Source organism: Rossellomorea sp. LJF3 (assembly GCF_037046045.1).
In the GTDB taxonomy this organism is placed as follows: domain Bacteria; phylum Bacillota; class Bacilli; order Bacillales; family Bacillaceae_B; genus Rossellomorea.
The window spans coordinates 1-19,186 of the sequence record NZ_JBANLY010000036.1 but is presented as its reverse complement, the minus strand read 5'-3'; the positions used below and the strand labels follow the sequence as shown (position 1 = coordinate 19,186).

The following is a 19,186-nucleotide window of genomic DNA, read 5'->3' as shown; positions in this document are numbered from 1 at the left end:
TTGGTTTGGTTTGGTTTGGTTTGGTTTGGTTTGGTTTGGTTTGGTTTGGTTTGGTTTGGTTTGGTTTGGTTTGGTTTGGTTTGGTTTGGTTTGGTTTGGTTTGGTTTGGTTGATTCAGCTGCTGAATATACTCGCTATTTCAGCAGCTGAACCCAAGGATGTACCTGGTACAAACAACCCCATTTGTACCTGGTACACACCCCCATCTAACACACTACTGCTTCGCCACCTCAATCATAATCGCATCCCCTTGACCGCCTCCGCTGCAGATCGAGGCAATCCCGATTCCTCCACCGCGTCGTTTCAGTTCATATGCCAATGTCAGGATGATGCGTGCCCCGCTTGCTCCGATTGGATGACCAAGGGCGACGGCTCCACCGTTCACATTGACTTTCTCGGGATCAAGGCCGGCGATTTTCCCGCTCGTTAATGCCACGGCTGCAAATGCTTCGTTAATTTCAAACAGATCGATCTCTTCAAGGGATTTCCCTGTTTTCTTGAGAAGCTCGTTGATCACAAGCCCCGGTGTTTGCGGGAAATCCTTTGCTTCAACGGCGATGGCAGTATGGCCAAGGATGGTCGCTAATGGTTGCTTCCCTTCTTTCACCGCTCTTTCTTCGCTCATGAGGACCATGGCTGCCGCTCCGTCGTTGACCCCTGGAGCGTTCCCTGCTGTGATCGTTCCTTCTGAACCGAAGACCGGCCCTAATTTAGCCAGTGCCTCGATGGATGTTTCTTTACGTGGTGCTTCATCTTTTGCGACGACGATCGGATCTCCTTTGCGCTGCGGTACTTCAACAGCAACGATTTCTTCACCGAGTACGCCTTCTTCCGTCGCCTTCACGGCTCTTTGATGGCTTCTGAGTGCCCATTCGTCCTGCTCTTCTCTTGATAGTTCAAATTCTTTGGCTGTTTCATTTCCGTACGTTCCCATGTGGACGTTGTTGAAGCTGCACGTCAATCCGTCGTGAACCATCAGATCTTTTACCTGTGAATCGCCCATCTTGAATCCCCAGCGTGCTTTCGGCAGGATGTAAGGGGCGCCCGACATGGATTCCATTCCACCAGCCACGATCACTTCGCCGTCGCCTGCACGGATGATCTGGTCTCCCAGTGTGACGCTGCGCATTCCTGATGCACAGACCTTATTGATCGTTTCCGTTTTGACATTCCAAGGTAAGCCCGCGTGGCGTGATGCCTGACGGGAAGGGATTTGACCCTGTCCCCCTTGTAAAACAGATCCGAGGATGACTTCTTCGACTTCTTCCCCGTTTACGCCGGCACGTTTCAAGGCTTCCTTCACTGCGAAACCGCCAAGCTCTGAAGCTGTAAAACTGCTGAGGCTTCCCCCGAATTTACCAAAAGGCGTTCTTGCTCCGTCTAGAATAACCGTTTTCCCCATCTTCAACGCTCTCCTTTATATGTCCGCAAGTTTGTATCCGCTTTCAATTTACCTTAAAAAAATTTCATCGACTTTCGACTGAACGCTCGCTCAACTAATCCCCATAAGAGAAGGGACAAATTTTGTCCCCAATATATCTTTATTGTACTTCATTTCGAGTGCAAACGCACCCGATTTTTTAGAATGTTTTTACTTTTCCACCAAGTTTATTATTGTAGAAAAACAATAGGAGCGAAACGCAATAGAGACTATTTTGTTTCACTCCTGTTTGTATTCATGAACTCATGTTCAATTCATTATCTAAAGGATAATATTCTTTTTTAAGATGCAGCCGGTTCGTCCTTCAGATCGCCACAAACGGCTTTTTCAAGGATTTCTGCTACGTCGAGAGTGGAAACCGTTTCTTCCACTTCCTTCGCTTTCGTACCATCCGACAGCATCGTCAGGCAGTATGGACAACCGGAGCTGATGACCGACGGGCTGACAGCCAGTGCCTGCTCGGTACGGGAGACGTTGACACGGTGTCCAGCGTCTTCTTCCATCCACATGAGTCCTCCACCCGCTCCACAGCACATGCCTTTTTCACGGTTACGTTCAATCTCGACCAATTTCACGCCGGAAATGGATTTCAGGATTTCACGCGGTGGATCATACACTTCATTGTAACGGCCAAGGTAACAGGAATCGTGGAAGGTGATTGTTTCGTTCACTTCGTATTGAGGCTTCAGGCGCCCTTCCTTTACCAGCTGATGCAGAAGTTCAGTATGATGATAGACTTCCGCTTCCAGTCCAAAGTCCGGATACTCATTTTTGAAAATGTTGTAAGCATGCGGATCGATGGTCACGATTTTTTTAATTTCATGTTTCTCGAACTCGGCGATATTTTGACCGGCAAGCTCCTGGAATAGGAATTCGTTTCCGAGACGGCGCGGTGTGTCACCGGAGTTCTTTTCTTTATTACCGAGGATCGCGAACTTCACGCCGGCTTCATTCATGAGCTTGGCGAAGGATAAGGCGATCTTCTGGCTTCGGTTATCGAATGAACCCATAGATCCGACCCAGAATAGGAATTCGAAGTCTTCCCCTGCTTTTTTCATTTCTTTTACCGTAGGGATCGTGACGTCTTCTCTTGCTTCACGCCAGTTTTCACGCTCTTTACGGTTCAGACCCCACGGATTCCCCTGGCGCTCGATGTTTTGCATGGCGCGTTGTGCGTCTGCATCCATCTTTCCTTCCGTCAAAACGAGGTAACGGCGAAGGTCGATGATTTTATCGACGTGCTCATTCATGACCGGACATTGGTCTTCACAGTTACGGCACGTTGTACATGCCCAAATCTCTTCTTCTGTGATGACATCCCCGATCAGGCTTGGACTGTACGTAGCTCCAGCTGCCGCTTCTTCGGCCGCCTGAGTGGCACTTGCCATCGCAAGCTGATTCCCTTTCGTGCCGTTGAATGCAAATGTCGGCACCCAAGGCTTCTTCTGTGTCACGACAGCACCGTGATTCGTCAGGTTATCCCGAAGTTTGACGATGAGATCCATCGGGGAAAGCATTTTCCCTGTCCCGGTTGCCGGACACATATTCGTACAACGACCACATTCCACACATGCGTAGAAATCGATCATTTGGTGTTGCGTGAATTCTTCTATTTTCCCTACCCCGAAGCTTTCAGCTGATTCATCTTCGAAATCGATGGGCTTAAGCTTTCCAGGGTTGTCTAAGCGATTGAAATACACATTGGCAGGTCCCGCGATTAAATGCGCGTGCTTGGACTGCGGCACATACACAAGGAATGCCAGTAAGAATAGTAAGTGAATCCACCAGGCTACATAGAAAATGGCGATGGAAGCCGTTTCCCCGATGCCACCGAGTGCCCCTGCGATCAGTGATGCAACAGGCTCCGTCCAGGCAAGGTCTTCACCATGCCAGATGATGCCCATTCCGTTCCCGACCAGGACCGACAGCATTAATCCACCGATGAATAACAAGACCAGCCCAGATTTGAATCCTCTTTTTAAACGGACCAGTTTTTCCACATAGCGGCGATGGAATGCCCACACAACCGCAACGAGGATCATGAGTGTAACGATTTCCTGGAAGAACGTGAAGCCAGGGTATAAAGGTCCCAGCGGCAGGTGACTTCCCGGTGCCAGTCCTTTCCATATGAAATCGATGGCCCCGAACTGAACAAGGATGAATCCGTAGAAGAACATAACGTGGATCGCTCCACTTTTCTTATCCTTCAGGAGCTTCTTCTGTCCGAAGACATTGACCAGGATTTTCTGGAATCGTTCTTTGAATCGTTTGTCGAACTCCACTTTTTTCCCGAGCTTAATATATTCAATTCTCGTCTTTACTACATACACAAACAGACTCAGTGCATAAACGGTCACAAGGATAAATGCGACCCAATTGAGAATGAGTAACCCATTCATAGACAAACACTCCCCCTTCTTTGGTCCGATGAACTTCCCCTTTGTTCAAACTTTTACAAACCAAATTAATATTCTGAATAGTTCATATCTCCATTATATTATGAATGAGCATTCAGTCAATGGTTTTTCCGAATAAAAATGAAAACCTTTTCACAGGCGATCAATCCTCCCATAAAAAAACAGGACTTTCTGTACCCCCTACAGGTTTCAAAAGGACTAATGAAAGGGAAAAAGAAGAAAGGATGCAATGTACCAAAGAAAGAGGACATACTAAAGATAATGCAAATGAGAGAGTGATTCTATGTGGTGGTTAATCCTATTGGTTATCCTTGCCGCAATCATCGGATGGCTGATGCTCGATTTCAAATTGGGAAGAAGTCATTTCATCCGGACGCGGACAAGAAGAGATTATGAGAAACGAATGAGTGATATTGAATTATTTTCGAGGGGACCCGAGCTTTTCGATCGAATGTTTAAAGAGATGAGAGAAGCCAGATCTTCCATTCATGTATTATTTTATATCGTCCAGGATGACCATTTTGCCCTGAGGTTCCTGGAATTATTAAAGGGAAAGGCACAGGAAGGAATTGAAGTCCGTCTTCTGATGGATCAAATCGGCAGTCATAACGTCCAGAAGTCCAAGGTAAAGGAGCTTCGGGATGCAGGTGTGGAAGTTGATTACTGCCGAAGGGTCAAGTTTCCCTACCTGTTCTTTTCCTCCCAGCAGCGCAATCACCGGAAAATCACCGTCATCGATGGGGTGATCGGTTATTTGGGCGGTTACAACATCGGGAAGGAATATATCGATGAAAATGATATACCCGAGCTTTCTCCCTGGAGGGATTATCACCTCCGCCTTGAGGGAGAAGGTGTACATGATCTGCAAACGGAATTTTGTATTGACTGGTTCCGTGCGACCCAGAAAGATTTAAAGGACGAAGCCATGTATTTTCCTCCTTCTGAAAAAGGAAGCATTGCACATCGTATCTTCCCGACCGAGGGGGTTAACATTGAAGAATTCTTTGGGGAATTCATCGACGAAGCACAAAGCGAAATCATTATCGGGACACCCTACTTCATCCCCACTCCGAGCTTGATGGACGCGCTTTTGGGTGCGCTGGACAGAGGGGTCACCGTCAAGATCATCATCCCGAATAATGCCGATCATATGCTGGTGAAGGAAGCGGCCTTCCCTTATTTCAGACCTCTGCTCGCTAGTGGTGCAAAAGTGTATCAATTCATGGACGGCTTTTATCATGCAAAGGTGATGGTCGTCGATGACCATTTCTGTGATATCGGCACGGCCAATTTTGATAAGCGGAGCTTCTTTATCAATTTTGAAATCAATAATTTGATTTACGATAAAGGATTTATCCAGACGTTGAAAAAGGAAATGGAAAAAGACATGGCGGCATCCGACATGTTAAGCGAAAGCGACCTCTCATCGGTTTCCATGCTCACCCGGTTAAAGGAACGCGTCGCTTCAGCCATTTCAATTTTATTGTAGGGGGATGACACATGAAAATCCGATTGGGATTCGTGGCGAACTCCCTCTCTTTATGGGATGCAAGCCCGGCCAAAACCATGACATACAAGCGATACACAGAGTTACCTAAAGCTGAGCGGATGGATCGCCTGAAGGAAGTGACGAGGTTAAACCTGGAGCATACGAAACGCATCCTGTATCTGTGTGCGGCACACGAAATCAAGGTGTACAGATTATCCAGCTCCCTCGTTCCCCTTGCCACCCATCCTGATGTGGAATGGGATTTCCATTCCCCTTTTCAGCACGAATGGAAAGAACTTGGCGATCTGATCAAAAAGTTCGGGATCAGGGCGAGCTTTCACCCGAACCAGTTCACCTTATTCACAAGTCCCAGGCAGCATGTGACGGACAATGCCGTGAAAGATATGGTGTATCACTACCGGATGCTTGAATATATGGGGATCGAGAAGGATTCCGTCATCAATATCCATATCGGCGGGAGCTACGGGGATAAGGAAGAAACCTTGGTCCGTTTTCATGAAAACCTGAAGGATCTCCCTCCGGATGTAAAAGACATCATGACCCTCGAGAATGACGACAAGACCTATACCGTCGAGGAAACGCTCACCGTTTGTCAAAAAGAGAATATCCCCATGGTCCTGGACATTCATCACCACGAGGCAAATCCGGGTACAAAACCTCTTGAGGGGTATCTTGAAAATATTTTCACCACCTGGGACAGGAGAGATTTAGTGCCGAAAATACATATATCCTCCCCTAAATCTGCTAGTGCCTTCCGCTCCCATGCCGACCTGGTCGATCCGGGATTTGTGGAAGGTTTCTTTAAAACCCTGAAAACGTTGGATCAGGACGTGGATTTTATGATTGAAGCCAAACATAAAGATCTTGCCATGCTGAAACTGATTGAAGATTTGTCCTCCATCCGAGGGGTGAAAAGGATCAGTGGCGGGACCCTTGAGTGGTAAAGAAGAAAAGATGGACACTTGGGTGTTCATCTTTTTTATGTACATATCATTTAAATACAGACTCAATCCAGGGCTGAATCGCCATGAAGGCTTTGAACCCAAGATAAATACCCACGATTCCTGCAATTCCTGCCAGTGCTGGCGGGGCAGGTATCGGCAACTTAAATAAAGCAAAGATAAACCCGACTAAAAACCCGGTTACGATGGCCAATACGACCGTTTTCATACCCTTCTCCTCCTTCATCCATCTTTCATTATTATACGTTAAAGCGCCCGAAATATAAGAAAAAGGTCCATCCTGATGAGGGACGGACCTTTGGTACGGCTATTTACATTTTTTCCGGAGCTGCTACACCGATTAAGGCAAGAGCGTTTTGTAACGTGACACGTACCACTTTCACTAAAGCAAGGCGTGCTGTCGTCAATTCACGATTTTCTTCATCAAGAACTTTATTGGCGTTGTAGAAGCTGTGGAAAGCAGATGCCAGGTCGTTGATGTAATTCGCAACACGGTGAGGCGTGCGTTTCTCGGCAGCATCGGCGATCATTTGCGGGAATTCACCCAGCTTTTTCAGTAAATCCACTTCTTTTTCCGTACCGATCAGCTTTAGATCGATCTTGTCCTCTGAAGCAAGTCCCTGTTCTTCTGCCTGGCGAAGGATGCTGCAAATACGCGCGTGGGCATATTGAGCATAGTACACTGGGTTTTCGTTGGACTGTGACACGGCTAAATCCAGGTCAAAGTCCATATGTGTATCGGCACTTCTCATGGCGAAGAAATAGCGGACCGCATCGAGGCCGACCTCTTCTACAAGCTCACGTAACGTGACGGCTTTTCCTGTACGCTTACTCATCTTCATCTTTTCCCCATTTTTATAAAGGTGAACGAGTTGGATGACTTCCACTTCCAGTTTGTCACGATCAAAGCCGAGTGCTTCGATGGCCGCTTTCATACGGGGGATGTACCCGTGATGGTCCGCTCCCCAGATATTGATCAGCACATCATGCCCGCGCTCGAATTTATCCTGGTGATACGAAATATCCGGCGTCAGGTATGTGTACGTGCCGTCGTTCTTGATCAGGACACGGTTCTTGTCATCGCCAAGTTCAGTCGAACGGAACCATGTGGCGCCGTCCTCTTCGTATACATGACCGTTGTCTCTCAGCGTTTTCAAGGCCGCATCGATTTTCCCATTCTCATAAAGGGAGGTTTCAGAGTACCACACGTTGAACGGAACGCGGAACATTTCAAGATCCTTTTGAAGCTTGGCCATTTCAATCTTCAGGCCGTACTCACGGAAAAACTTGTAGCGTTCTTCATCGCTTACTTCTGCATATTTCGAGCCGAATTCTTCAGCCAGTTTCTTTCCGATTCCGATGATATCCTGACCGTGATACCCGTCTTCAGGCATCGCTTTGTCTTGTCCAAGTGCCTGGAAGTATCGTGCTTCTACGGAGATCGCAAGGTTATGGATCTGGTTCCCGGCGTCATTGATGTAGTATTCACGGGTTACTTTATAGCCCGCTTTTTCAAGGACGTTACATAAGGAATCACCGACGGCCGCTCCACGTGCATGACCAAGATGAAGGTCGCCTGTAGGGTTGGCGGATACGAACTCGACGTTCACTCTCTCGCCATTTCCGGCATCTGATTGACCATATTCCTGATCTTGATCAAGAATCAACGGAATCAAATCTGTTAAGTATTCGTTGTTCATATAGAAATTGATGAATCCAGGTCCTGCGATCTCCATTTTTTCAATGGACGCTTTGGACTGGTCGAAGTTCGCGACGATGTCGTCTGCGATCATGCGCGGCGCTTTTTTGGCGACTCTTGCAAGCTGCATCGCCATATTCGTTGAATAATCCCCGTGGGACTTTTCTTTCGGGATCTCAAGGATGACATCCGGGATTTGATCCTCTGTTGCAAGTCCCGCTTTCAGGACCGCTGCTTTAATTTCGGCTTTCAGGTTTTCTTGTACTTTTTCGACGATATTCATATCGCTATGCTTCCTCCTTATAGTGAATGGACATGACATAATCCCCCACTGGACTGTCCTGCATCTTTAACTCGTAAGAAAGGTTGAAGTTCCCTTCAAGCTCCGAGTCACTCTGTGTATGTGAAAGTGTTTTCGTTTTGGTTGTAAGTAAAAGGGTACCGAGCTGGCTCTCGTAAGAACCGTTCTGTTCCTCGAGTTCGTTGAAGGCCATTCTCATTTTGACTGCTCCGCTGCGTAGAATGAGGGCCTGTCGATCTGTGACTTTGACGATCGTATGAGTGGTGCCTTCCTCTTGTACTTCATCGTACTTCAGAAAAACGGCATCTCCTTTTTCATAGTATCGACCAAATGATACCAATTCAAAAGAGTCACTTTCCTCTCCTATTGTGATCTTGGTTTTCAAGTGAACTTTGACAGGGGTAGAATCCGCTTTTGCCGTCAAACCACTCACATCCTTTTCTTTTTAGGGTCCGATCAAGTGATAGGTCCGTCCCTCAAATAGACGTCCCTTCCTTCTAACTAATTAAGTATAAGAAGTATTGTGGGAAATTGCAATGGAACACGGTGAGTTTTCATTTATTGGAGGGATGTAAGCGGATTATCAGCAGAAGAAAAGCCTCTTCTGCCAATGAGAAGAGGCTTTGATGGTTTATTTTACCCAGCCAAGAAGCATTTCACGGATCAGCTTGCTTGCCGTATTCGCTGTCTGCTCGGATGGATCATAGATTGGCGCCACTTCCACAAGATCCGCTCCCACGACGTTCACGTCAGAGTGAGCGATGGCGTGGATGGATGCAAGTAATTCCTTGGATGTGATTCCGCCGCAGTCCACGGTTCCAGTTCCAGGAGCGTGGGCAGGGTCTAAGACGTCAATATCGATCGTCACATACACAGGGCGTCCTGCTAGCTGTGGAAGGATTTCCTTCAACGGCTCGAGCACTTCGAACTTGGAAATGTGCATGCCGTTTTCCTTCGCCCATTGGAATTCTTCTTTCATACCGGAACGGATGCCGAATGAGTAGACATTCTTCGGTCCGATATGCTCGGCGATCTTCCGGATCGGAGTCGAGTGGGATAAGGGCTCCCCTTCATACTCTTCACGCAGATCAGTGTGAGCGTCCATATGGATGATGGCAAGATCCGGATATTTCTTCGCGATGGCTTTCATCACCGGCCATGAGACCAGATGCTCTCCACCCATTCCGAATGGGATCTTCCCGTCACCAAGAAGCCCGTCGATATAATCTTCAATCATATCGATGCTTCGCTGCGGATTACCGAATGGAAGCGGGATATCACCGGCATCATAATATTTCACTTCTTCAAGCTCCCGGTCAAGATACGCACTATACTCTTCCAGACCGATCGACACCTCGCGGATACGGGCAGGACCGAAACGGGAACCCGGACGATAACTCACCGTCCAATCCATCGGCATCCCGTAAAGGACCACCTGGCTATCCTCATAAGAAGGATGACTCTTAATAAACACATTACCTGAATAAGCCTCATCAAAACGCATATTCTTCAACCTCTCTTTTAGAGAGGGACGGACCTTGGTTCAGGTCCGTCCCTCCTTGATTTTAAGCGATTTACCGTTGAAATGTGAGGTCCGTCCCTCCCATTTATTTTGTCAGGTCTTTAACGAATTTCGGAAGGGCGAATGCTGCTTTGTGCAGTTCCGGTGTGTAGTATTTCGTTTCGATGTCGTGGAAACGCTCTTCCGGTACTTCGATTGGGTCGTGCTTTTTGGAACCGATGGTGAATGCCCATAGTCCGCTTGGATATGTCGGGATGTTCGCTGTGTATAAGCGTGTGATCGGGAAGATTTCCTTCACGTCGCTCTGTACCTGGCGGATAAGGTCTGCTTTGAACCATGGGTTATCACATTGCGCAACGAAGATCCCGTCTTCTTTCAGTGCTTTTGAGATTCCTGCGTAGAATCCTTTTGAGAACAGGTTAACTGCTGGTCCGACTGGCTCAGTGGAATCAACCATGATCACGTCATATTCGTTTTCACTTTTTGCGATGTGCATGAAGCCGTCGTCCACTTGTACGTCCACGCGCTCGTTTTCCAGTTCTCCCGCAATTTCCGGAAGATATTTCTTCGAGTACTCGATCACTTTCCCGTCGATATCAACAAGAACCGCTTTCTTCACGCTTGGGTGCTTCAACACTTCACGGATGACGCCTCCGTCTCCTCCGCCGACAACCAATACGTTCTCAGGGTTCGGGTGCGTGAATAATGGAACATGTGCCACCATTTCATGATAAACGAACTCGTCCTTCTGGCTCGTCATGACCATGCCGTCAAGGAACAGCATATTGCCCCATTCTTCTGTTTCAGCCATTTCAAGATATTGAAAATCCGTTTGCTCTGTATGTAAAGTCTTCTTGATTTTCATCGTAATCCCGAAGTTTTCTGTTTGTTTCTCTGTGTACCAAAGTCCACTCATTGTTTCAACTTCCCTTCTTGTTTTAATGGATTATTGCTGTTTCTGTAAAAATCATATACCACTAGTTTGAGTCTTCACACGTTCATCTTTAGGACAAAGTGAAGCGAAACCCTGACATAACGGGCTTTACTCCTATTTATAAAAACATCCGCATCGGACGTCATTTTTATCCTTCCCTATCATGATAAATACAAACATGAGAAAAAGTATAGTGGAATCTAGCAAAATTTCAAGTGAAATTTTTTCTAAACCTTTGATGTTTAAAATCTCGTAAAACTTTTCATACTGATACTACACAGTAATCAGTATAAACGAGATGACAAATATAAAAAATCCAAGGTCCGTCCCTCTTAAACTGCGGACCTGTGCAGGGAAAGTAGGGAGAGGTATGGAAGTGATGGCTCGAATGGAGAAGACAAAGAAATATGCGAGATTTGCAGTGGTCGGGACTCTCGCGGGCTTGGTCCTCTTTTTGGTGGGGATCATGGGGGTTTTGATTTATGCCAAGGTCCAGGGGCCGCCTCCCCTTGCCGTTCCTCAATCTACTTTGATCTATGGTGAGGATGGTTCGGTCATAGGAGAAACGAATACCGGCGAGAAGCGCTATTGGGTGGGTCTGAAGGAAATTTCCCCAGCCCTCATTGAAGCGACGATCTCCATTGAAGACAAAAGCTTCTACCAGCATTACGGGTTTGACCTGAAGCGAATGGCAGGGGCAGCCCTTGCCGACGTCAAAGCGATGTCAAAGGTGCAGGGGGCAAGCACCATTTCACAGCAGTACGCTCGCAATCTATTTCTTTCTCATGATAAAACATGGAAGAGAAAGATCTCAGAAGCCCTCTACACGATCAGGATCGAAATGAATTACTCCAAAAAGGACATTCTAGAAGGCTATCTAAATACCATCTACTACGGACACGGCGCATACGGTGTCCAGGCGGCGAGTCAATATTACTTCGGCAAGGATGCCAATCAATTGACCGTCGCAGAAGCGGCCATGCTCGCCGGGATACCGAAAGCACCGTCCTACTATTCGCCTGTCACCCATATGGAAAATAGCAAGAAGCGACAGGAACTCATCCTTCAGTCCATGACCGATGACGGCTTTATAACAAAAGAGCAAGCGGGCGTTTCCAAAGCGGCACCAATCCGCATCACAGGGGAGCACGCCCATCAAAAGGCGGAAACCGCCCCATATTTTCAAGATGTGGTGAAAAGCATCCTCCGCTCGGACTTGGGGATCGAGGAACGCACCATCGAGATGGGCGGCTTGAAAGTCTACACCACCCTCAACCCCGATCATCAAAAGGTTGCTGAGAAAGTCGTGAAGGAACAGATCCCCGATGCATCGGATATCCAATTGGGGTTTGTGTCCATGAACCCGAAAAATGGTTATGTCACAGCTTTAGTCGGAGGACGGGATTATGAAGAGAGTCCGTTTAACCGTGCCGTGCAGGCAATCCGCCAGCCGGGATCAACGATCAAACCGCTTCTCTACTACTCTGCTTTAAAACAGGGATTTACGCCATCCACGACGATGAAGAGCGAAATGACGTCCTTCACATTCGATGATGGAAAGAAGTACACCCCTCATAATTACAACAACAAATATGCAGATGGAGATATCACCCTGGCCCAGGCTATCGCTCTATCTGATAACGTGTACGCCGTGAAGACCCACCTCTTCATCGGTCAGGACACATTGACGAAAACGGCAAAAGAAAAGTTCGGATTGACGACAAAGGTGAAAAAATACCCTTCATCCGCACTCGGTACCTCAGGGGCACGTGTCATCGATATGGTCAACGCCTACAGCATCTTTGCCAACGGCGGCTATAAAGTGAAGCCCGTTTTCATTACAAAAGTGGAAGACTGGTCGGGGAAGGTCATCTATGAAAGTGAATCGAAAAAAGAGCAGGTGCTCGACCCGGATCTCACATACGTCATGACCCATATGCTCACCGGGATATTCGACCCTAAGCTCAATGATTACTCGACGGTAACGGGGATCCAGATCCGAAAAGACGCGACCCGTCCCTACGCAGGGAAATCCGGGACAACCAACACAGACAACTGGATGATCGGCTACTCCCCTCAATTAACGGCGGGAGTGTGGACCGGATACGATAAAGGAAAAGAAGTCTCCCTGGTCGATGATAAATACTATGCCAAGAAAATCTGGGTCCACTTCATGGAAGAAGCCCTTAAGGATGAACCCGTCAAAAACTTCAAACCGACCAAGGGCGTCGTCGGCGTGGCCGTGAACCCCCATAACGGACTGCTCGCCACAGAAGACTGTCCGGTGCAGCGCTTCACCTACTTTGTAAAAGGTACCGAACCGACCGAATACTGCCATGAACACTTGGGTGAAAAAGAAGCACCGAAGGAAAAGGCACCGGAAAAAGAGAAGAAACCTTGGTATGATAAAGTGAAGGATTGGATCTTTTAGTTTTTATTGTTATATAGCTGGAAATGGGGTTTTCGAGATGTCCAGCTCCGGCGGCTAGAGGCTCGAGGTCATAAGTCAAGCCAACCAAAAGGCAAAGGGCGCCTTTCCGGTTGGCTCGCCTTATGCTTGTCGCCTCTGAACGAGCCGCCTCCGCTTTTCGATATAACAAAAAACCCCGGGCTTGTGCGAACCCGGGGTTTTTCATGTCCTAGTTTATGTGCAAACTGTGATTTAAGTGTACTTTTTTTCTCCCCATAGAGCAAGATGTGAACGACATATTCAAAAAAATGTCACAGTTTGTTCACAAATCGATCTATTTTATTTTTAAGGCTTCCTTCAATTCATCTTTTGAGCGTTCCCACATGCCTTCATCATGATTCTTTAGAAAGTTCGTGAGAATGCCTTTGGATTTGTCGTCCAGATGGTCAAGGACGATCTTCCGCTTGATGGATTTATCCATATTGTTCACATGCTCCGGCATGGACTTGTAGCCCCTGCGCTTCTCGCGGTTCACGACGAGCTCACAAGCCGTCACCCCTGCATAATACGGGCCGTCTTCCATCCGGTCGATGGTCACCCAGATGAGCCAGTACGGCTTACCGCCTGCCGAGTCTTCACGGTTATTCGTGAATTTGATCCCTTTTTCGATCGGGCTCCTTGCGTGCATGGCTCCGATTTCAATCGTCGCTTCACCTTCTTCGACATCAATCATGACGGGCGAAACATTATCAAGGCTCAATGATCCTACCCCGTAACCGCCATGACCGTCAGTGGGGTCACTTTTGATGATATTGAATCCAATGTTTTTTTTCTTTTCCATGAAACGTCACTCCCTAGCTAAAGATTGAAAAAATCGTCGTGAATATCGCACTGAATGCCTGATTGGTCGCCGTCATGCCACCCTGTAATAACGGCCAGATCGTATATTCGTCCAGAGGCGTGATGACGATGATTAAAAATAACAGAACGCCATATTGTTCATATTGGGTCAGTTTGGCCCTGACATGATTCGGTGACAAGTCCTCGATGATCCGGTACCCATCCAACGGAGGGAACGGCAGTAAGTTGAAGACAAACAGCAATACGTTCAAGTAAACGATCATCTGCAGAAGGTCGATGATGAACGGTGGAACACCGACGCCACCCGTCACCCCTACAAAAAAGTAAAAGATCCCGAATGCAATAAAGGCTAGCAGGAAGTTACTCAATGGGCCGGCAACGGAAACCAGTACACCTGCCAAACGCGGATTCTTGAAACGGGATCTCATGACAGGCACGGGCCGCGCCCAGCCAAATCCCACAAATAGTATTAAAAGGGTTCCAAATGGGTCCAGATGTTGAATCGGATTCAATGTGAGTCTTCCCTGATCCTTCGCCGTCGTATCCCCGAACTTGTATGCCACAAAGGCGTGGGCGAACTCATGAACCGTAAAGGCCATGACGAGGGCGATCACGACAAACGGAAGCTCTTCCAACCGAAAGACGGAGATCGACTCAAAAAGTGAGCTAATGGTATCCAAAGTATGTACTCCTTTAAAAAATGTTTTACTTTCATATTCCATAGTATACAGAAAAATTCCTGCATTCATGACATATCATATCAAACTTGCTCTCTCATCTCCCAGCCATTACATTTATAGAGTAAGAGCCTACCACAGATTGTACCAAATCCGAAAGCAAGGAGCGAATCATTAATGCCTTATATCACCGTAAAAATGCTCGAAGGCCGTTCAGAAGATCAAAAGCGTGCCCTCGTCGAAAAAGTGACCGAAGCCGTCAGTGAAACCACCGGTGCCCCTGAAGAAAAAATCGTCGTCTTCATTGAAGAAATGACGAAAGGTCACTATGCCGTCGGCGGCAAGAGACTCAGTGATCAATAGAAGAAGCATAAAACAAGCCCGCTGAAAAGGCATTCCTTTCAGCGGGCTTGTCTTATGCTACCGCCGTTTTTCAAATCCGGAATTCCCCACGGGCAACATTTGCATCTTACGAATACGATATACCATACACTCGGCGGAAAGGATGAAATGAATGGATATGACGATTGGCGATGTGTTCTTACAATTGTTCATGATGGCTTTTCTACTAGCCATTGTCGTGGTCGCTTTTATGGTGGCGAAAGGGCTTCGGAACAGAAGGATCCAGCAGCGGGTGCAAGACAAACAGGTTGAAGAAAAGCTTGATCAAATCATCGAAAGAATGGATCAATCACCTGGATCGTAGCGATATAAAGGGGGATCACTCTTGTCGAGTGATCCCCCTTCCAACCCTATAAGAATGTTCTCTACTGAACGATTTTTTTCGTTTTTAGTCCTTCGATGTAAGCGAAGGCTTCGTCGATTTCTTCTTCTGTATATTTCTGCTTACTCTTGAGTGTGAACACTTTTTCCACGACTTCTTCTTTTGAAAGGTTATCAAAATATAAGACGGTCGAAACCAGCTCCAAAAAGCGTGCTGATTGAACGTTCATATTCGTAAGGCAATCCTTCAGGCAAGGCATATCCTTTTCATAGATTTCCAGGAAGTCCTCCCCTTCTTTCGTGACCGTATAGCGGTATTGATAGTAGCCGCCCTTTTTCTCCTTCACCTCGGAGATGAACCCCATATTGCATAGCTCCTCCACCCGAAGCGTCAGTTCTTCCGAATACGGACCATAAAAATGAAATTGAAATTTTTCCTGAAACGGGAATTCAAGCTTCTTGGCGATGTATATCATCTTCTGAAGCTTCTTCCTTCCCACCACTTCACCCGAGGCTAAGAAGGCACTCATCAATTTTGCATGATCTTTCAACAATGTACGTCATCTCCTACTCCTAGTATTGCATGTGTCAGGTCCTCGTCTACAGCTCCAGAATCTTCCGGATCTGGCGCTTAATATTCTTCTTTGTTGATTCGTCATATAGTAAATCCACTGGATAGTATAATTTATGATCGGTCCGACGCTTTCCGGAGATGGAATCCACGATGTCTGACTGCCTGGAAAGTTCACGAAGCTCTTCATTCTTCATCAACAGATGGATCGGGAGCCGTTCCTCTTCCTCGCCCGGCCTGTAGAAATCGTATGGAAGGTCTGAAGATGAGTCCACCACTAAATAATAATCGGGATCGATTCCCGCCTTTTTAAAGAGGGCTTCCAGTTCACTGTGCTTCTTGTATTCCTTCGCCGGATCGAACTCTACGTACTTGAATAAATTCCGGTTCATGAACCGCTCGCATAAGTCCCGTAAAATCGGATCCTCTTCTTCCTGCCAGATCTGAAAATAGTACATGATGACTGCTTCATCAAGCTTTAAATAATCCTCAAGGGCCACTTCCCCCTCAAACAGGGAATAAAAGTGGATTGGGCTTTGCTTAAAGGAATAGAACTCTTCATGAAGCTCCTTCGCCCTATGTAAAATCTTCGTCAGGATCACTTCGGCACTTCTCGTCACCGGATGGAAATACACCTGCCAGTACATCTGATAGCGGCTCATGATGTAATCTTCGACGGCATGCATCCCGCTCTGCTTGATCACGACCTGATCCTCACGGGGCCTCATCACACGGAGGATCCGCTCCATATCGAAATGCCCGTAGCTAACCCCTGTAAAATAGGCGTCTCGCTGCAGATAATCCATACGATCGGCATCGATCTGGCTTGAAATGAGGCTGACGACCAGCTTGTTGCTGTACGTCTTCGCGATCACTTCGGCCACATGCTTTGGAAAATCCGGTGCCACCTTACCGAGAACCGCGTTCACCTCTGTATCCCCTAAGATGATGGCTTGGGTAAAATGCTCGTGATCGAGGTGAAACACCTTTTCAAAGGAATGGGAGAACGGTCCGTGCCCAAGATCATGCAGTAACGCAGCGCACAATGACAGCAGTCGCTCATCCTGATTCCACTCAGGTCTTCCGACGAAGACATCATCGACGATGCGGCGTATGATCTCATACACGCCAAGAGAATGGTTGAACCGGCTGTGTTCCGCTCCGTGAAAGGTCAAGTAGGTGGTTCCGAGCTGTCTGATTCTGCGGAGTCGCTGGAACTCTTTTGTCCCGATCAAATCCCAAATCACGCGATCCTTTACATGAACATAGCGATGAACAGGGTCTTTAAATACTTTTTCTTCATGTAATTTCTGCTTGGCATACTCCATCTTCTACCCTCTTCCTAAACTAGCATATTTCTATTATAGCGACTTGCTCCATCGCATTCATCTCGAATTTTGTCGAAAAAAATAGGTATTTGTCCTTTGATTGTTCCACCGCAAGCGTTCCAAATCCTTCAAAAAAATTTGGACTCTTGACAAAAAAATCTCTCCTATTATTTCTCTACCCCTTATGTAGTTTCCTTTTCCAAAGAGGCGCAAACCTTTATTTATTTTTATCAGAAGAAAAGAAAAAACTCCCTCATTGGAAGTTTCCCTTTATTTCTTTATTTTCTTGGTCACTTTTTCCATCAATTCTTCTTCAGTCAACGCCGCTACAGGACGATTATTCACGAAAGCGAATGTCTTTTTGCGTCCTGGACCACAATAGGATTGGCACGCAATGTCAATCGGTGCGTCCGGATCGATCTCCTTTAATTTTGGAATCAAGGTCTTTAGGTTAACGGCCTGACAATCATCGCAAACACGGAATTCGTTTGCCATCTGTCAACAACCCTTTCTATCTATTGAAATGGACTTTATACGTCGTAAACATCGATTTATAGAATACAGTTTTCAGTCATGTTTTGCAAGTGAACATCGTTTCCATCCCGCGTGCGTTCATCACTGATACAACGAAACTAGCAGACAGAAAATAATTTTAACATATTCGTATAAAAACCTGATAAATGGTCCATCCTTTTATCAACGAATACTTTAAGAAAACTTTGGGAGTTGAGATGAAATGATGATGAAAACAAGACAGGATGCCTGGACGGAAGAAAATGATCTATTATTGGCCGAAACGGTCTTACGTCATGTGCGTGAAGGCAGTACACAACTGAATGCCTTCGAGGAAGTCGGGGACAAACTGAACCGCACATCCGCTGCATGTGGATTCCGCTGGAACGCCGTCGTGCGACACCAGTACGAGAAAGCTCTTTCACTAGCAAAAAAACAACGCAAGCAGCGCCACCGCATTCTCGGGAAAGACCAGGGCGGCAAGAAAAAGCTATTATACCAGCCACCGACACCTTCCTTCGAAGATTTAGACGCTATGTCTCTATCAATGTCTGAAGCGGAAGAAGAAATGGAATTTGCCGAGTACGAGAACTACGTACCGGAAACGGAGCAACTGGGGAAAGAAACCGAAGAAGCAGCGCAGAACTATAATGTGGAAGCAAGTGAGGAACAAGCTTACGTGGCTCAGCAGGCGCCTGCTGCCAACCACGTTGTAAAGCCAGCGGGGCTAAAAGGGGAAGTCACACTTGAAAAAGTGATTGCGTATCTTCAGAACCTGGCCCAAACCAACATGAACTCCGATTACGTAAAAATTGAGAATCAGAGGTTGAAGCAGGAGATTTCCGACCTCCGGAAAGAAAATGCCGAGCTCGAAAAGAAAGTCAAAGCCCTTGAAAACAACTCCGTCACGATGCAGGAAGACTACGAAACACTTATGCAAATCATGAACCGGGCCAGAAAGCTTGTCGTATTCGATGAAGACGAATCGAAAGCACCCCGATTCAAGATGGATCGAAACGGAAACCTCGAAAAAGTAGCTGAATAACGGTATTCCCAACCAGTGCGCCTATGGGCGTGCTGGTTTTTTGGTGGGGCGGGGACGTGGGGTTGAGGATTTGAATAACCTCTTTCTATAAGACCGAAACAAAGAAAAAACGATTATTTTTTCTAAATTGGTTAAAAACAGTTACCTTAAGCCCCTTTTCAGATTAAGTCCATATAATTGTGTAAAAAGAAAGAGTCATTTTATTCCTTCTTGTCAACACTGTTTTCAACGACGATAAACAATGAGAAGAGGAATAAAGATGACTCAATTAC

At 46.7% G+C, this 19,186-nt stretch carries 18 protein-coding genes; 6 read left to right on the top strand and 12 right to left on the bottom strand.

Annotation, left to right across the window (positions count from 1 at the left end; genetic code table 11):
- Positions 1-214 precede the first annotated feature (214 nt).
- Together V8G47_RS19940 and V8G47_RS19935 are read right to left on the bottom strand one after the other, a co-directional pair.
- On the bottom strand, positions 215-1,402 hold the full coding sequence (locus tag V8G47_RS19940) for an acetyl-CoA C-acetyltransferase (protein WP_336201579.1): 1,188 nt from the start codon (positions 1,400-1,402) through the stop codon (positions 215-217).
- 320 nt (positions 1,403-1,722) lie between these two features.
- Positions 1,723-3,840 (bottom strand): 4Fe-4S dicluster domain-containing protein, encoded by a 2,118-nt coding sequence (locus tag V8G47_RS19935; RefSeq protein WP_336201578.1) that lies wholly within the window; start codon positions 3,838-3,840, stop codon positions 1,723-1,725.
- 301 nt (positions 3,841-4,141) lie between these two features.
- Here V8G47_RS19935 and cls point away from each other — a divergent pair, with 301 nt between their 5' ends.
- Together cls and uvsE are read left to right on the top strand one after the other, a co-directional pair.
- Positions 4,142-5,347, top strand: coding sequence for a cardiolipin synthase (gene cls, locus V8G47_RS19930; protein ID WP_336201577.1), 1,206 nt, complete (start codon positions 4,142-4,144; stop codon positions 5,345-5,347).
- Positions 5,348-5,358: 11 nt separating this feature from the next.
- Entirely contained in the window at positions 5,359-6,312 is a 954-nt protein-coding gene (gene uvsE, locus V8G47_RS19925; RefSeq protein WP_336201576.1) for a UV DNA damage repair endonuclease UvsE, read from the top strand.
- 46 nt (positions 6,313-6,358) lie between these two features.
- Here the strand turns inward: uvsE and V8G47_RS19920 are convergent, their stop codons facing one another.
- The 5 genes from V8G47_RS19920 to speE form a co-directional block, all read right to left on the bottom strand.
- A complete protein-coding gene (locus V8G47_RS19920; protein WP_032086963.1) occupies positions 6,359-6,538 on the bottom strand; it encodes a XapX domain-containing protein in 180 nt (59 codons plus the stop codon).
- A 103-nt stretch (positions 6,539-6,641) separates the two neighbouring features.
- Positions 6,642-8,312, bottom strand: a complete 1,671-nt coding sequence (gene argS, locus V8G47_RS19915; protein WP_336201575.1) for an arginine--tRNA ligase — start codon at positions 8,310-8,312, stop codon at positions 6,642-6,644.
- Positions 8,313-8,316: 4 nt separating this feature from the next.
- Positions 8,317-8,754 carry a DUF1934 domain-containing protein gene (locus tag V8G47_RS19910; protein WP_257141080.1) on the bottom strand — a complete coding sequence of 146 codons (438 nt, stop codon included), beginning with the start codon at positions 8,752-8,754 and terminating at the stop codon, positions 8,317-8,319.
- A 207-nt stretch (positions 8,755-8,961) separates the two neighbouring features.
- A complete protein-coding gene (gene speB / locus V8G47_RS19905; RefSeq protein WP_034765069.1) occupies positions 8,962-9,834 on the bottom strand; it encodes an agmatinase in 873 nt (290 codons plus the stop codon).
- A gap of 103 nt (positions 9,835-9,937) precedes the next feature.
- Positions 9,938-10,768, bottom strand: a complete 831-nt coding sequence (speE, locus tag V8G47_RS19900) for a spermidine synthase (protein WP_336201574.1) — start codon at positions 10,766-10,768, stop codon at positions 9,938-9,940.
- A gap of 388 nt (positions 10,769-11,156) precedes the next feature.
- Here speE and V8G47_RS19895 point away from each other — a divergent pair, with 388 nt between their 5' ends.
- Positions 11,157-13,217 carry a transglycosylase domain-containing protein gene (locus V8G47_RS19895; RefSeq protein ID WP_336201573.1) on the top strand — a complete coding sequence of 687 codons (2,061 nt, stop codon included), beginning with the start codon at positions 11,157-11,159 and terminating at the stop codon, positions 13,215-13,217.
- 313 nt (positions 13,218-13,530) lie between these two features.
- Here the strand turns inward: V8G47_RS19895 and V8G47_RS19890 are convergent, their stop codons facing one another.
- Together V8G47_RS19890 and V8G47_RS19885 are read right to left on the bottom strand one after the other, a co-directional pair.
- Entirely contained in the window at positions 13,531-14,037 is a 507-nt protein-coding gene (locus tag V8G47_RS19890; RefSeq protein ID WP_336201572.1) for a YwhD family protein, read from the bottom strand.
- A gap of 13 nt (positions 14,038-14,050) precedes the next feature.
- Positions 14,051-14,737, bottom strand: a complete 687-nt coding sequence (locus V8G47_RS19885; RefSeq protein WP_336201571.1) for a site-2 protease family protein — start codon at positions 14,735-14,737, stop codon at positions 14,051-14,053.
- A gap of 138 nt (positions 14,738-14,875) precedes the next feature.
- Between V8G47_RS19885 and V8G47_RS19880 the strand changes: the two genes are divergently transcribed.
- Entirely contained in the window at positions 14,876-15,097 is a 222-nt protein-coding gene (locus tag V8G47_RS19880; protein WP_336201581.1) for a 2-hydroxymuconate tautomerase, read from the top strand.
- 151 nt (positions 15,098-15,248) lie between these two features.
- Positions 15,249-15,440 carry a hypothetical protein gene (locus tag V8G47_RS19875; RefSeq protein ID WP_336201570.1) on the top strand — a complete coding sequence of 64 codons (192 nt, stop codon included), beginning with the start codon at positions 15,249-15,251 and terminating at the stop codon, positions 15,438-15,440.
- Between the two features lie 61 nt (positions 15,441-15,501).
- Here the strand turns inward: V8G47_RS19875 and V8G47_RS19870 are convergent, their stop codons facing one another.
- From V8G47_RS19870 to V8G47_RS19860, 3 genes are all read right to left on the bottom strand, one after another.
- Complete coding sequence (locus V8G47_RS19870) at positions 15,502-16,011, bottom strand: YwgA family protein (RefSeq protein ID WP_336201569.1); 510 nt, start codon at positions 16,009-16,011, stop codon at positions 15,502-15,504.
- A gap of 46 nt (positions 16,012-16,057) precedes the next feature.
- Positions 16,058-17,356 (bottom strand): HD domain-containing protein, encoded by a 1,299-nt coding sequence (locus tag V8G47_RS19865; protein WP_034765047.1) that lies wholly within the window; start codon positions 17,354-17,356, stop codon positions 16,058-16,060.
- 270 nt (positions 17,357-17,626) lie between these two features.
- Positions 17,627-17,851, bottom strand: a complete 225-nt coding sequence (locus V8G47_RS19860) for a DUF1450 domain-containing protein (RefSeq protein ID WP_336201568.1) — start codon at positions 17,849-17,851, stop codon at positions 17,627-17,629.
- 247 nt (positions 17,852-18,098) lie between these two features.
- Here V8G47_RS19860 and V8G47_RS19855 point away from each other — a divergent pair, with 247 nt between their 5' ends.
- Positions 18,099-18,914 carry an RsfA family transcriptional regulator gene (locus tag V8G47_RS19855; RefSeq protein ID WP_336201580.1) on the top strand — a complete coding sequence of 272 codons (816 nt, stop codon included), beginning with the start codon at positions 18,099-18,101 and terminating at the stop codon, positions 18,912-18,914.
- The last annotated feature ends 272 nt before the right edge of the window (positions 18,915-19,186 follow it).